Raw genomic sequence first — 12,988 nt, 5'->3', positions numbered from 1 at the left:
GGTGTAAGGAAAGGGAGGCCGGGCGAGATGTCCGAGACGGTCATTCGGTCTCTTCATCCAACTGACTGCACTGACTGGACTATCCTCTGGGCGGCTTATCAACGCTTCTATGAGGTCGACATCCCCGCCGCGACCAGCGCCCTCACCTGGGAGCGGCTGATGGACTCTGCCGAACCCGTCCATGGCGCGATCGCGGTGGATGCGGCAACGGGCGAAGCGTTGGGGCTGGTGCATTTCATCGAGCACCGCTCCACCTGGGTCGCCACCCGGTCCGTCTATCTGGAGGACCTGTATGTGGCGCCGGCCGCGCGCGGCCGCGGCACCGGGCGCGCGCTGATCGGCTATGTAGCTGATCAGGCACGGCAAATCGGAGCGCCGGGGATTTACTGGCTCACCCACCAGACCAACGCGACGGCGCGCACGCTCTATGACAGCGTGACCGGCGGGCCGTCCGGCTTCCTTCACTACCAGCTCAATCTCGATGTGAAGAACGACCAATAATCTTTTGTTATCGCTGAATATCAACCGCGATCGCGCATCAGCCGCTGCTTGTCGCGCGCCCAATCCTTTTCCTTCGCCGCCTCGCGCTTGTCATGCGCCTTGCGGCCACGGGCGACGGCGAGTTCGACCTTGGCACGGCCCTGCTCGTTGAAATAGATGCGCAGCGGCACCACGGTCATGCCCTCGCGCTCCACCGCCTGCCACAGCTTCGCAATTTCCCGCTTGTGCAACAACAGCTTGCGCGGACGGCGCGGCTCATGGTTGAAGCGGTTGGCCTGGAGATATTCCGGGATGAAGGCGTTGTAGAGGATCGCCTCGCCCGATTTCGCCGAGACATAGCTCTCCGCCACGGTCGCCTTGCCCCCGCGAAGGCTCTTCACCTCGGTGCCGTGAAGGGCGATACCCGCCTCGAACGTCTCGCCGAGCTCATAGTCGAAGCGCGCGCGGCGGTTGTCGGCGACGACCTTGCGCGGCAATTGTTTCTTGTTTTCGGCCATCGGCATTCATCCGGTTCGTGCGCTGCGGGCGATAACGTCCCGCAGAATCACGAGAAATAGGCGCTGACGGCGGCTTTTCCAGACCCGTCAGTTGATGAGGCCGGCATGCACCATGGCGGCACGCACGACCTCCTTGCAGGTGTCGGTGACCGGCACCATCGGCAACCGCACCTCGTCGCTCATCTTGCCGAGCACCGAGAGGGCATATTTGGTCGGCGAGGGGTTGGTCTCGAAGAACAGGGCCTGGAACAGCGGGAACAGCCGGTCCTGCAGGCTCAACGCTGCCGCGTAGTCACCGGCGAGGCAGGCGTTCTGCAGCTGCGAGCACAGCTTTGGGGCGACATTGGAGGCCACCGAGATGCAGCCATGGCCGCCATGCGCCATGAAGGCAAGCGCGGTGGCGTCCTCGCCCGAGAGCTGGTTGAAGCTCGGTCCCATCGCCTGACGCTGCTGCGAGACGCGCGCCAGATTCGCGGTCGCATCCTTTACCCCGGTGATGTTCTTGAGTTCGAAAAGCCGCGCCATGGTGTCGACCGACACATCCACCACGGAGCGGCCGGGAATGTTGTAGATGATGATCGGGATGCCGATCGCATCGTTCACGGCCTTGTAATGCTGATAGAGGCCTTCTTGGCCGGGCTTGTTGTAATAAGGCGAGACGACAAGCACCGCATCCGCTCCCGCCTTCTCGGCATGGCGGGCAAGGTCGATGGCTTCGGCGGTCGAGTTCGAACCCGCTCCGGCGATCACCGGCACACGGCCGGCCGCCTGCTCGACGCACCACTCGACGACGGCCTTGTGCTCCTCATGCGAAACGGTCGGGCTCTCGCCGGTGGTCCCGACCGGCACGAGGCCGTGGGTACCCTCCTCGATCTGCCAGTCGACCAGCCCGCGGATGGCTTTCTCATCAAGCGCCCCATCGCGAAACGGCGTGACGAGTGCCGTGTACGAGCCACGGAACGGCGGCTGGTGGGACATGGGGGGCTCCTGAGGAATTGGGCGGCGAATGAGGATCACGATGCGCTTCGCGAAGCCTCCGAACGACCGCGTTCGACCTCATCCGGTGCTTCACGTTGCAAGGGGGCATCAGATAATACGTCGACGGCCCGGGGGGAAGCGCGTTCTTGTCGCTGCCGGCCCGATCTTGCAGGCATTCGCGGGCATTGGGGTGGCGGTCGGTGCTCCGCCCTTGGCAGATCGCCCGTGATAGGTCAGGCTGCCCATGTTTCGCCGTGTCTGCATGAAAAGCAGGCTGGCAAGACGAGATGACGTGCACTTTCCCACAAACGGCGTTTTCCCGGTCGTGGTTAGCGTTTCGTCAATAAGATCGCGCGACAAATGCTGCCAGCGCTGGTGGCGGATTACGGTCCGCGCCGAAGCGACCCGGAGCCGAACGATCGAGAGGAGCCCGTAGCATGCACCAGAACCGCGTCCGTCGCCTTGGCGTCGCTGGCTCGATCGGTGCGTTGCTGCTCGCTTCCACCATGGGCCTCAGTGCCGTCCACGCCGAAACGCCCAAGGATCCCAAGCACAAGAAGCCGGCCCAAAAGACCCTCGCCGTTACCCCGCCTGCCAAGGGCAAGGGGAAGGAGGCGGCCAAGGGGACGGCGAAGACCGCGAGCAGCAAGCCGTCTGGCAAGACGGCGACCAGTGCGCCCCCGAGCAAGCCCCTGGGATTTGCGCCTGATCCGCGCCCGACCGGCTCCGTCGCCGCCCAGGCCATGCCGGCCTTCAGCGGTGCGCTCGGCAATCTGCAGCAGGCGATGGCGCTGGTCGAGAAGGGCGACGCGTCGGGCGCTCTGGACGCGGCCGACCAGCTCCGCGATCCCGGTGCGCAGGCACTCGTGCGCTGGCTGGCACTGCGCGTCACCGCTAGGGGCGTCGGCTTCGACCGCGCACAGGATATCCTGCGCACCCATCCGACATTGCCCACCCCAACCGTGCTGCGGCGCCGGCTTGAATATCTTCTCTATGCCGAAAATCGCGATCCCGGCACGATCCGCGCCTTCTTTGCCGAGCGGCCGCCGATCTCCGGCGAAGGCAAGATCGCCTTTGCCCGCGCCCTTTTCGCCACTGGAGAGAGACAGGCGGGCACAGCGTGGCTGCGCGATGCCTGGCGCGAGGATCCGCTCTCGGAGGATGTCGAATCGACCGTGATGGTCGAGTTCAGCGGCCTGCTGACCCGCGCCGACCACAAATACCGCGCCGACAAGATGCTCTATGCCGAGGATGCCGCGCGTGGGCTCAGGGCGGCGGAGCGCGCGGGATCGGACGTCATGGCGCTCGCCAAAGCCCGCGTGGCACTTTTCGCCAAGGGAGGCGATCCCGCCACGCTGCTGAACGCGGTTCCGATGTCGATGCGCTCGGACCCCGCCTATATCTACACCCGCGCCAAGATTCTGCGTCGGGCCGGCAACGATGCCGCCGCGGCGAGCGCACTCGCCAGTGCGCCTAAGGACGCGGGTGCCCTCGTCGATCCGGACGAGTGGTGGACCGAGCGACGGCTCGTTTCGCGCGAATTGCTCGATGCGGGCGACTATCGCACCGCCTATGCCGTCGTACGCGATGCCGTGCCGCCGGAGGGCGAGCACGTGCGTTCGGAAGCGTTCTTCACCGCCGGCTGGATCGCCTTGCGATTCCTCAATGATCCGCGCACGGCGCTCCAGCATTTCTCGCGCATACCGGAGGGACAGACCCATCCGGCGACCATCGCACGCGGCTTCTATTGGCAGGGCCGCGCACTGGAGGCGATGGGCAGCACAGGGCAGGCGCGCGCCCAGTATGATGTCGCGGCGGCTTATGGCACCACCTATTACGGCCAGCTCGCCCGCGCCCGCATCGGTAAGCCGCTGGTCGGCGCGCGCGCGGCCCCGGCCGCGGGACCGAGCCAGCGTGTCGCCTTCTCGCGTGACGAGGGCGTGCAGATCTTCAAGCTGCTGGAGCAGACCGGCCGTCGGGACCTCGCCATTGCACTGGCGTCCGACCTTTCCGAGCGTCTCCCTGACGAAGCGACGCTCGGCCTTCTGGGCGAGCTTGCTGGCAGCTTCCGCGACGCCCGCGCCATGGTGGTGATCGGCAAGAATGCGCTCAATCGTGGCATTCCACTTGAAGCGACGGCCTATCCGACCATCGGCATCCCGAGCTACCAGCCGATCGGGCCTGAGATCGACCGCGCGCTGATCTACGCCATTGCCCGGCAGGAAAGCATGTTCAACGCTGCGATCGTCTCGCGCGCCGGCGCGACGGGGTTGATGCAGGTGATGCCGGCGACGGGACGCACTATTGCCCGGCGCGAGGGCGTGTCCTTCGATCCCTCGAAGCTTCACACCGATCCGGCGACCAATGTGCGCTTCGGCGCCGCCGAGCTGCGCGACCTGCTGGAGGGCTATCAGGACAACTATGTCCTGACCTTCGCGGCCTATAATGCCGGCCGCGGCAATGTTTCCAAATGGATCGCGCAATATGGCGATCCGCGCGACCCGCGGGTCGATCCGATCGACTGGGTGGAGCGCATCCCCTATTCGGAGACGCGTAACTACGTGCAGCGGGTCATGGAAAATGCGCAGGTCTACAAGGCGCGTTTCGGCGGCCATTCGCAGTTGCAGATCGAAGCCGACCTGCGCGGGGCGCGGGGCGTCAACTAAGGCCTTCGGCCGCGCCGCAGAGCCCGCCCGGCATCAGACCGGGCGGCCCTTCACGGCACGCCTCAGCCAGCATCCGCCGACACAGCCGACGACATAGGCCGCAAGAAGCAGCGCGCAGGTCTCGATGGCGAACCAGATCATGACCGCTGCTCCTGCCCCATCGCCGCCTGCCGCGCAGGCGAACAGCCGCTGCGCCAACCGGTGACCAGGCCGATCGCGAGTGCGGCGAGGAGATAGGGCCAGAGTTCGTAAGCCAGAAAGAACATCGCCCTACCTCACAATGAACTGCACGCGCTCGCCGGGTGCCGCCGCATCCGCTGCGCTCCCGCCGGCAAGCAGGCGCTGGGCCGAAATGCCGGCCTGCGCGAAATAATCCGCAACGGCGCGCGCCCGGGCAGCGGACTGGGCATTGTCCGTATCCCCTCCACTCTCCTGGGCGTCGGCGTGAGCTGCGATCTCGATGGTCGCCTCAGGGCAGCCGGTCACGATGGCCGCGAGGTGATCCAGCACGCCGTGGCTGCCCGGAGCAAGCGCAGCGCTGGCCGGCGCGAACAGCGGGCCTGCCTTGGCCAGCGTATCCGCCAGCGCCTTCTGGCAGCTGCGTCCGTCCATGGGCGCCGGGGGCGGGGCGACATCGAGCGCCAGCTCGACGCTGAATCCCTTCGGCAGGTTCGCCGCCAGCACGGTGCGGATCGAATCGACCGCGGAGGGAAAGAGCGCGGTTCCGGTCATGTGCAGCTTGAGATCGTCGAAACGCACCTCGCCATTGTCCAGCCGCGCCAGTTCGCGCAGTGCGACCTCGGCGGCACGGCCGAAACCTTCCGGCGCGCCGAAAGCGATGGAGGAGACATCGTTTACGGGTGTGCCGAGGAACTGGCTACGCGCTTCCTGCAGCAGATGATCGTGGACGGCGGCGTCGGGATAGAAGCCCGACACGGTAAGCCCATCCGCATCGCGCCTGAGGCCGAACACGTAAGGTGACACCAGAGGCGGTCGCACATCGGACGACGACACCTTGAAGCCGCCCGGTATCTCGCCCTTGAGTGCGGCGCTGACGGCGCCGAAGGCGACGGAATCGAGCGCCTCGCCGGTCAGGCTGAAAGCGGTCCCGTAGCCCCTGAATTCGCCTGTCCGCAGTTTTCCGAGCTGACTGACGCCGAAAGACACCGCTGCAACGAAGGCCTCCGCCGGTGGGCCTCCTGAGGCGATGCGCATCTCGTCGGAGACGGCAGTACCGGGAAATGCGGCACGTACCGCATCCTGAAGCAGCCGCTTGGCATCCTCGGACGGCGCATAACCGACAAGGCGGATGCGGTTCATCCCCTTCAGGACACCGAAGGTAAAGGGCGCAACGGTCGGCGGTTCAACCGCGAAACGCGCCAGTGTATAACCCTCCGGCACAGCGCGACGGGCCGCGGCAAGCGCGTCATAGGCTGCGAAATCGGGTGCCCGCCCCTCGATGCTAATCGAGGTGTCCGAGAGCCCGACCTTGCCCCCCGGCAGGCGGCCAAGCTGTTGCAGCGCATAGGCCGCCGCCTTCAGCCAGCCATCGGCATTCGGCGCTCCGTCCGCAAGGCGAAGCTGATCCGAGATCGCCGCACCGGGCACCGCTCCGCGCACGGCATCGAGCAGCGCCCGCCTCGCGTCGCCGAGCGGAATGTAGCCGGCGAGCAGAACGCCGTCGTCCTCGCGCTCGGCAGACCAGATGAAAGGCGACACGGTCGGTGGCAGCACGGCGAAACGCGCAAGTTTGAAGTCGACCGGCAGGTCGGTCCGGACCGTGACCTCCAACGCGTCATAGGTGGTGAAGTCGGGGGCGCGACCTTCGATCGAGAACGAATCGTCCGAGATCGTCACCCGACCCGCCGGCATCCTGGCGAGCTGGTCGATGCCGAACGCCACCACGCCGGCGAAGTCGCCGGCCGGCACGCCGCGAGCGCGGACGAGGCCGTCATCGCCCGAAACCTTCACGTCCGGCGCCATGTTGCGGGCAGCCTCCACGATGCGGGTGCGTGCGTAGCGAGACGGCACATAGCCTTCCAGCCGCACATTCAACCCGTCGCGAATGACCGAGAAGGTAAAGGGCCGGCGCTCGGGCAGCAGCGTGGTACGATCGTCCACTATGCGCACGCCCGACATGCGGGAGAGCTCGCTGCGTACCTTTACCCGCGCTTCTTCCGACAGGGCCTCTCCGACAAGCTGCGCATCGCGGCCATCAAAGCTCGCCCGCGCCCAGGATTCCCCGATCTCGTTCAGCAGATCGTCGGCACGATCGGCCAGCGCGCCCTCCAGAGGCGCGCGGGCAAAGAACACCGCCACCAGCGCGAGCAACGCCAATGGCACCAGGCCCTTCCACCAAGCCTGCCAGCGACACATCACGTCCACTTCTCCCCTCGTCGCGGCACGGATCATCCCCGCCGGGCCGCAACGCCTCACACTCTACATGGCCGACAGCTTCAGACCCACTCGCCACCACGCATCACAGGCCGAGCCTCTCCGGCGGCGTCGAGCCCGTCTACATCGATCTCGCCCGAGCCTATCATCCAGTCGATGTGGATGAGGCTCGCATTGGCGCCGCGGGCGGCCAGCTCGTCAGCGCTCAGGCTGCCGCCGTTCACGAAGCATTTGCTGTAGGACTGGCCAAGAGCGATATGGCTCGCGGCATTTTCGTCATAGAGCGTGTTGAAGAACAGCAAGCCACTCTTGGATATCGGGGAGGAATGCGGCACGAGGGCGACCTCGCCGAGCCGGCGGGATCCCTCGTCGGTATCGAGCACCTTGCTCAGCACGTCGAGCCCGGTGCGGGCCTGCGCCTCGACGATGCGGCCAGCCTCGAAGCGCACGGCGATGTCCTGGATCAGCGTGCCCTGGTAGGAGAGCGGCTTGGTGCTGCGGACGACGCCATCCACCCGCATGCGGTGCGGCGTGGTGAACACCTCTTCCGTCGGGATGTTGGCGTTGCAGACAATGCCGTTCTTCGCGGTCGAGGCCCCGCCCGCCCATTCGTGATCATCGGCAAGCCCGATGACGAGGTCTGTACCCGGCCCGTGGAATCGCAGGGAATGGAAGCGATTCCCGTTCAGCATCCGGGTACGGCGTGACAACTCGTCATTGTGCTCGCGCCAGGCCGCGACCGGGTCGGGCGTATCCACGCGCGACGCCGCGAAGATGGCGTGCCAAAGCTTCGCCATCGCGATCTCTTCCGGATCTTCTGGGAAGACCGCCTTTGCCCAGGCCGGCGAAGCGGCGGATACGATGGTCCAGTTGATGTCGAAACCCGCGATCAGCGACAGGGCCGGCATGTAAGCCTTGGAACGGGCGCGGTTTGCACGCGAAACTTTTTCAGGATCCTCTCCGGCAAGCAAGGTCGGGTTTTCGCCGGAGATGGCGAGACGGGCCGCGCCGGACCGGAAGGCCCCCGCCATCCCCTCATAGAGCCAGCCCGCCGCGTGGTCGAAGCTGGAATCGGATCCCTCGCGAAAGCGCATCAGGCTCGCTTCCTCGTCGGTGAAGAGTGTGGTGACGAGACACGCGCCGGCGGCATAGGCGTGGCGGGTGATGCGTCGCGCCAACGGCAGTGCATCGAGCGACGCCGTCATCACCAGTTCCTGCCCTTCCGCAAGCCCAAGGCCGACATGCACGGCCACTTCGGCGAGACGGTCGAGCCGCACATCGTGGGACAGCGTGTCGACGTGAAGGCCGGAATGCGTGTTCATGGAATGCTCCAGGACCGGGGGCAGACGATCGCACCGAATGCGGAAGCGGCGATCAAGCGGCGTTGGCGTGCGCACGTCAAGTCGAGCCGCTCAGGAAGCTGCTGCAGCCGATCTTGCACCATTGGCCCAGAGACGTCGAAACCGAAAAAAGGCGGGCTTGCGCCCGCCTTTCACTCCATCGATCGTGATCGGCTCTGGATGCTTCGCGTTAGCGACGCGAACGCTCGTTGGCACGTTCCTGATTCAGGATGGCCGCATCGCCCGGCTGGGTCCACTGGGTATTGTAGGCCTGATCCCTGTTGGTGATGCCGTCATAGTAATAAGTGGGACGCTCCGGGCCGACATAGGTATTGCGACCTTCGTAGACGACGGGGCCGGACTGATAGCCATAGGGCTGGGCGGTCTCCATGTAAGTCTGTGCATTGGCGTTCACTACGCCGCCCATGGCCAGAACACCGAGGGTGGACGCAGCAAGAATGATCTTCCGCATAACAAATCTCCGTCTCGGATCAAGTTTATCTTAATGTGCAGGGATGCTTCATCATCAGCACATTCGCAGCGATAACCGTTAGCACGTCGACAGGTTCCTTCACGCCGCCGTGTATTTGCTCCGGTAATTTGGTGCCGGTCCGGCAGATCAAATGAAAAGGACTGCTGCTGGGCAGATCTGGGAGGCTTGCGGCATTGCCTGGAATACCTTGACGGTCCCCTACCCTTCGTGCGATCCGACAGTGGCATGGAAACGCTGGCGCCAGCCGGCGCGACGTGTACTGGCCCTGCCGGGCCGGCCTGCCGGACGGGGCATAGCGCAGCCCGGTAGCGCGGAAGTTTTGGGTACTTCAGGTCGCAGGTTCGAATCCTGCTGCCCCGACCAGCCGACAGGCCGCCGATCCGGCAGGACGCCGCGAAAAAGGGAGCGAGGGAAGATGGTGGCCCGCATCTACAAGCCGGCACGCAACGCGATGCAGTCCGGTACGGCGAAGACCAAGCTCTGGGTGCTTGATTACGAGCCCGAGCGCGCCCGCGAGGTCGAGCCGCTGATGGGTTACACCAGCTCCAGCGACATGAAGAGCCAGCTCCGCCTGCGCTTCGACACCAAGGAAGAAGCGATCGCCTATGCCGAGAAGCACGGCATCGCCTACCAGGTGCAGGAGCCGAAGGAGGCAACCCGCCGCCGCATCGCCTATTCGGACAATTTCAGTTTCCGTCGCGTCGGCCAGTGGACGCACTGAAACAGATGCCCTTGCACGCCGTCCCGGATGCCGCGCCCTCCCCGGGGCTCGGTTTTCCGTTTTCAGGCGAGGCCGCGTAGCTCAGCTGGATAGAGCAGCCGCCTTCTAAGCGGCAGGTCCCTGGTTCGAGCCCAGGCGCGGTCGCCATCTATGTTCTTGATTTAACACTTATTTTTCTGCTAGACGCGGCGCCGCGAGAGGTCTGGATACGGAACGAAACAGGCCCGAATAAACTGTTTCGTAACAGAAAGTCCCGACTCGCGTTTGGCATTTGTTTCTTCCCTCCCTCGCCTGGCCAGCCCCCTTGGTTTCGCGATAGCTGGCCGTGCCCTGCTGCGGCACCCATGCGGGCCTGCGGCCCATGTGCAATCTCTACAGCCACCGTTCCACTCTCGACGCAATTTGCTCCTACTGCCCGCCATCAGCGCTAAAGGGGACGTCGTCAAGCAAGGCCGACCTTGTCGGAGCTTGCGTGGCCATCCGGCCGGCAAACCTTTGCACGTGGCGACGATCTGCCGCAAAGGCAGCGTGAGCTGCTCCGAGAGACCCCGCGCCGGACGTCAATCCTTACCGAGATACCCGAAAAAAATCCTCACGGGGCATCAGTCCCTGTTTTTGCAGGCTTCGTCCCTGAGGGCAGTGTTGCCTGCCTTTCCGTTCCTGCATCTCTCATCGCCACCCTATAAAGAGGCCATTTGCCTCTCCCAATACTGCATGGTCGTGCCGATGCGCCTGCATTATGCTGGGATGACAATGTGAGGGAAGCGGGCAGGACAGCGATCAGGCTGGCGGGGCGATGTTGAGATCGGGGGTCGGCCGCGGGCACAACGCCACGGCCACGCGGAAACAGCAGGGACAAGCGTGGGACGGCGCCATTCAGCACCGTGACCTGCCTTGCTCTGCAGCGGGCCGTTTTCCGTTTCGCCGCGATTTACATGGGTTAGGCAAAGGGCGGGATGGCCGGCATCACATTTCCGCATGCCTGCATGTCGAACGGGCTGGTGCGCGAACGTGACGCTTGATCGACGCGTCCTGTTATTGATTCTTCCGGTACTTCTGGCCGGCTATGCTCTCGCGGCCAGCCTTGTGTATCTCGCTCAACGCGAAACGCTGATCCGGCTGGAGACAGCGCGCCTCGAACGCCAGATCGACGCGCTGGAAATGGCATATCGAAGCGACGAGACGGTCGCGCGCAGCGTTCTTTCGGTGCTTGATGCTGCACCCGAGCTTCCTGCTCTTCTTCGGGACCATCGGGAGAACGCGCGCATCGACGCACTCGCGAGGCGGCTGGAGGATACGGTCACTGCGCTGATGGGGGACCGCGATGCCTTCGCCTCGCTCGCGATCTTCGCGCCCAACCGGAGCATGACCTATTACCACGACAATAGCGGAGACCCGTTTGCCGGCATTTCGCAGGAGCAGGTAAACCTTGCTGGCAAACAGTGGACCGGGGAAACCTCACCCAGCCGGGATATCTACCTCACCGACGGCCACACATCTCTTTTGGTGGTTGGAAATATCGTCGAAGACGAGCCGCGGAGCGAGGCAAGCGCCCAGCCCGGCAGCAACGCGGCGCTCGTACAGGTCGCGATCCGCCCGCTGCGGCTGCTCGACATCTGGAGCAAGATCGAGGCCGCTTATCAGACCCCGATCGAGATGGGTGATCAGCCGCTGCCTGCCTTGGCCACGCTTTCGGGGGCCGGCCGGATCGGCAGCGCGACCTATGTCCGCATCACACCCCATGCCGACTACCTGCCCCGACTGCTTGCCCGACTGAAGATCTTCCTCGTCGTCGGGACGTTGGCGATCAGCCTCGTCTCTATCGGAGTATTGCTCCTCCTCATCCGCACATTCGTGACGCGCCCGATCGCTGAGCTGGATCGGCAGGCATCGGAAATCGTGGATGGCCATCGCAATGACTTCGATGCAGCGGGCCGCTCCGGCATCGAGGTCGGGCGGCTGAGAAACAACCTCAAGATATTGCAGCAAAAGACACGGGATTCTCTGGCCCGTGCCCGCGCCGCCACTTACACCGACACGCTGACCGCGATCCCCAATCGGCCGCATTTCAATATCATGGCGGAAGAAGCGCTCGCGCAAGCCCAGTTGACGGGCGCCCCGCTAACCCTGCTCTTCCTCGACATTCATCATTTCAAGCTCATCAATGACCGTTACGGCCACGCCGTCGGAGATTTGGTGTTGGCCAACGTGGCGCAATCCGTGGAACGTGTGGTGCTGCACCACGCCCATGGCGCCGCTGCAACGGTGGCGCGGCTGTCCGGTGACGAATTCGCCGTCCTCCTGTCGGTTGTCGAACGGGATGCAAGTCCGATAGCCGACGCGATTCTTGACCTGTTCAGCGATGGTTTTGCCCTCGGCCACGACTTTTATCCCGTGGGCATCAGCATCGGGATCGCCAGCTATCCCGACCACGCAAAGAGCGTGCAAGAGCTTGTCGCCAATGCCGACGCCGCGATGCAGGAGGCAAAGGCGCGCGGTCGGAATCGCGTCGTGCATTTTTCCGATGAAATCGAGACGGAACGCGGACGAGCCCGCCTGATACAGGGCGAAATGACACGCATCGTCCCTGATGCCGAATTCCATCTCGTCTATATGCCTATCAGTGACCGCGACGGCACCATCGGAGCCTGCGAGGCGCTGTTGCGTTGGACGTCGCCGATCTTCGGCCCGATTTCACCGGCCGATTTCATGCCTCTTGCCGAGCGAAACGGCATGTTTGCGGAAATTGACCGCTGGGTCGTGGATCACGCCTTGTCCGATTATGAACATCTGGCGGAAACCCTCGGAACCGATCCGTTCCTGTCGATAAATGTTTCCTCTGCCGAGCTCACCGAGACAACCCTGGTCCCGTTCCTGCGCGAACGCATCAAAGCTTATGGCGTGCCGTCGCCACGGATCGTCATCGAACTGACCGAAACCGTGCCCCTCGAGAATGAAAACGTCTTCAATTCAATCGTCGCCCTGCGCAGGGAAGGTGTCCATATTGCGATGGACGATTTCGGCGCAGGGTTCACGTCGGTTTTGAACCTTCTGCAATATGAAATCGATACGATCAAGCTTGACCGCTATTTTCTTGATCATCTCATCGAGCGGAAATCAATCGACACCTTGCAGGCCCTTATTTCACTCTGCCATGCTGAGAACATGCATGTTGTTGCGGAGGGCATCGATTCCGCCGAAAAATGGCAGACGCTGATTGCCGCCGGCTGCGATTACTTCCAAGGCTACGGTATCGGCCCGCCCATGACGATCGCGGAACTGAGAGACTGGGCTGCAGCGGGAAATGTGCATCGTCCCGAGCGGTTTGCCGCAGCGACGAATTGCGGGCGCGCTATCACGCCGCCCGGAGATTTCAGGGGGATGACCTGACAGCAATG

The 12,988-nt window shown here is 64.1% G+C and carries 10 protein-coding genes and 2 tRNA genes; 6 read left to right on the top strand and 6 right to left on the bottom strand.

Annotation, left to right across the window (positions count from 1 at the left end):
* Window positions 1–27: 27 nt before the first annotated feature.
* Window positions 28–501 (top strand): GNAT family N-acetyltransferase, encoded by a 474-nt coding sequence (locus MWN34_RS01955; protein ID WP_247026017.1) that lies wholly within the window; start codon window positions 28–30, stop codon window positions 499–501.
* A 20-nt stretch (window positions 502–521) separates the two neighbouring features.
* On the opposite strand, the gene smpB is transcribed toward MWN34_RS01955, so the two are convergent.
* Together smpB and dapA are read right to left on the bottom strand one after the other, a co-directional pair.
* Complete coding sequence (gene smpB, locus MWN34_RS01950; protein ID WP_247026015.1) at window positions 522–998, bottom strand: SsrA-binding protein SmpB; 477 nt, start codon at window positions 996–998, stop codon at window positions 522–524.
* 87 nt (window positions 999–1,085) lie between these two features.
* Complete coding sequence (dapA, locus tag MWN34_RS01945) at window positions 1,086–1,976, bottom strand: 4-hydroxy-tetrahydrodipicolinate synthase (RefSeq protein WP_247026008.1); 891 nt, start codon at window positions 1,974–1,976, stop codon at window positions 1,086–1,088.
* Window positions 1,977–2,413: 437 nt separating this feature from the next.
* On the opposite strand from dapA, the gene MWN34_RS01940 reads away from it, so the two are divergent.
* Window positions 2,414–4,642 carry a lytic transglycosylase domain-containing protein gene (locus MWN34_RS01940; protein ID WP_247026006.1) on the top strand — a complete coding sequence of 743 codons (2,229 nt, stop codon included), beginning with the start codon at window positions 2,414–2,416 and terminating at the stop codon, window positions 4,640–4,642.
* Between the two features lie 137 nt (window positions 4,643–4,779).
* Here MWN34_RS01940 and MWN34_RS19550 read toward each other — a convergent pair whose 3' ends face one another.
* The 4 genes from MWN34_RS19550 to MWN34_RS01925 form a co-directional block, all read right to left on the bottom strand.
* Window positions 4,780–4,908, bottom strand: coding sequence for a hypothetical protein (locus MWN34_RS19550; protein WP_281502808.1), 129 nt, complete (start codon window positions 4,906–4,908; stop codon window positions 4,780–4,782).
* Between the two features lie 4 nt (window positions 4,909–4,912).
* Window positions 4,913–7,018, bottom strand: coding sequence for an OmpA family protein (locus MWN34_RS01935; RefSeq protein WP_247026150.1), 2,106 nt, complete (start codon window positions 7,016–7,018; stop codon window positions 4,913–4,915).
* 80 nt (window positions 7,019–7,098) lie between these two features.
* Window positions 7,099–8,358 (bottom strand): aminopeptidase, encoded by a 1,260-nt coding sequence (locus MWN34_RS01930; RefSeq protein ID WP_247026004.1) that lies wholly within the window; start codon window positions 8,356–8,358, stop codon window positions 7,099–7,101.
* 208 nt (window positions 8,359–8,566) lie between these two features.
* Window positions 8,567–8,848, bottom strand: a complete 282-nt coding sequence (locus MWN34_RS01925; protein WP_247026002.1) for a hypothetical protein — start codon at window positions 8,846–8,848, stop codon at window positions 8,567–8,569.
* Between the two features lie 307 nt (window positions 8,849–9,155).
* Here MWN34_RS01925 and MWN34_RS01920 point away from each other — a divergent pair.
* The 4 genes from MWN34_RS01920 to MWN34_RS01905 all read left to right on the top strand — a co-directional run bounded on the left by MWN34_RS01920 (window position 9,156) and on the right by MWN34_RS01905 (window position 12,980).
* Window positions 9,156–9,232 (top strand) — tRNA-Pro (locus tag MWN34_RS01920).
* A gap of 52 nt (window positions 9,233–9,284) precedes the next feature.
* On the top strand, window positions 9,285–9,590 hold the full coding sequence (locus MWN34_RS01915) for an ETC complex I subunit (RefSeq protein WP_247026000.1): 306 nt from the start codon (window positions 9,285–9,287) through the stop codon (window positions 9,588–9,590).
* A gap of 70 nt (window positions 9,591–9,660) precedes the next feature.
* Window positions 9,661–9,737, top strand: a tRNA-Arg gene (locus MWN34_RS01910).
* Window positions 9,738–10,601: 864 nt separating this feature from the next.
* Window positions 10,602–12,980, top strand: a complete 2,379-nt coding sequence (locus MWN34_RS01905; protein WP_247025998.1) for a putative bifunctional diguanylate cyclase/phosphodiesterase — start codon at window positions 10,602–10,604, stop codon at window positions 12,978–12,980.
* Window positions 12,981–12,988: the final 8 nt, after the last annotated feature.

Origin of the sequence: Ancylobacter crimeensis (genome assembly GCF_023016805.1) — a bacterium.
Lineage (GTDB): Bacteria > Pseudomonadota > Alphaproteobacteria > Rhizobiales > Xanthobacteraceae > Ancylobacter > Ancylobacter crimeensis.
The sequence above is the reverse complement of the archived record's forward strand: the minus strand, read 5'-3'. Positions and strand labels throughout refer to the sequence as shown.

Excerpts from the sequence above, each read along its gene's own strand:
- MWN34_RS01955 (WP_247026017.1), top strand. The coding sequence starts at position 28 with ATGTCCGAGACGGTCATTCGGTCTCTTCATCCAACTGACTGCACTGAC.
- smpB (WP_247026015.1), bottom strand. The coding sequence starts at position 998 with ATGGCCGAAAACAAGAAACAATTGCCGCGCAAGGTCGTCGCCGACAAC.
- dapA (WP_247026008.1), bottom strand. The coding sequence starts at position 1,976 with ATGTCCCACCAGCCGCCGTTCCGTGGCTCGTACACGGCACTCGTCACG.
- MWN34_RS01940 (WP_247026006.1), top strand. The coding sequence starts at position 2,414 with ATGCACCAGAACCGCGTCCGTCGCCTTGGCGTCGCTGGCTCGATCGGT.
- MWN34_RS19550 (WP_281502808.1), bottom strand. The coding sequence starts at position 4,908 with ATGTTCTTTCTGGCTTACGAACTCTGGCCCTATCTCCTCGCCGCACTC.
- MWN34_RS01935 (WP_247026150.1), bottom strand. The coding sequence starts at position 7,018 with ATGTGTCGCTGGCAGGCTTGGTGGAAGGGCCTGGTGCCATTGGCGTTG.
- MWN34_RS01930 (WP_247026004.1), bottom strand. The coding sequence starts at position 8,358 with ATGAACACGCATTCCGGCCTTCACGTCGACACGCTGTCCCACGATGTG.
- MWN34_RS01925 (WP_247026002.1), bottom strand. The coding sequence starts at position 8,848 with ATGCGGAAGATCATTCTTGCTGCGTCCACCCTCGGTGTTCTGGCCATG.
- MWN34_RS01915 (WP_247026000.1), top strand. The coding sequence starts at position 9,285 with ATGGTGGCCCGCATCTACAAGCCGGCACGCAACGCGATGCAGTCCGGT.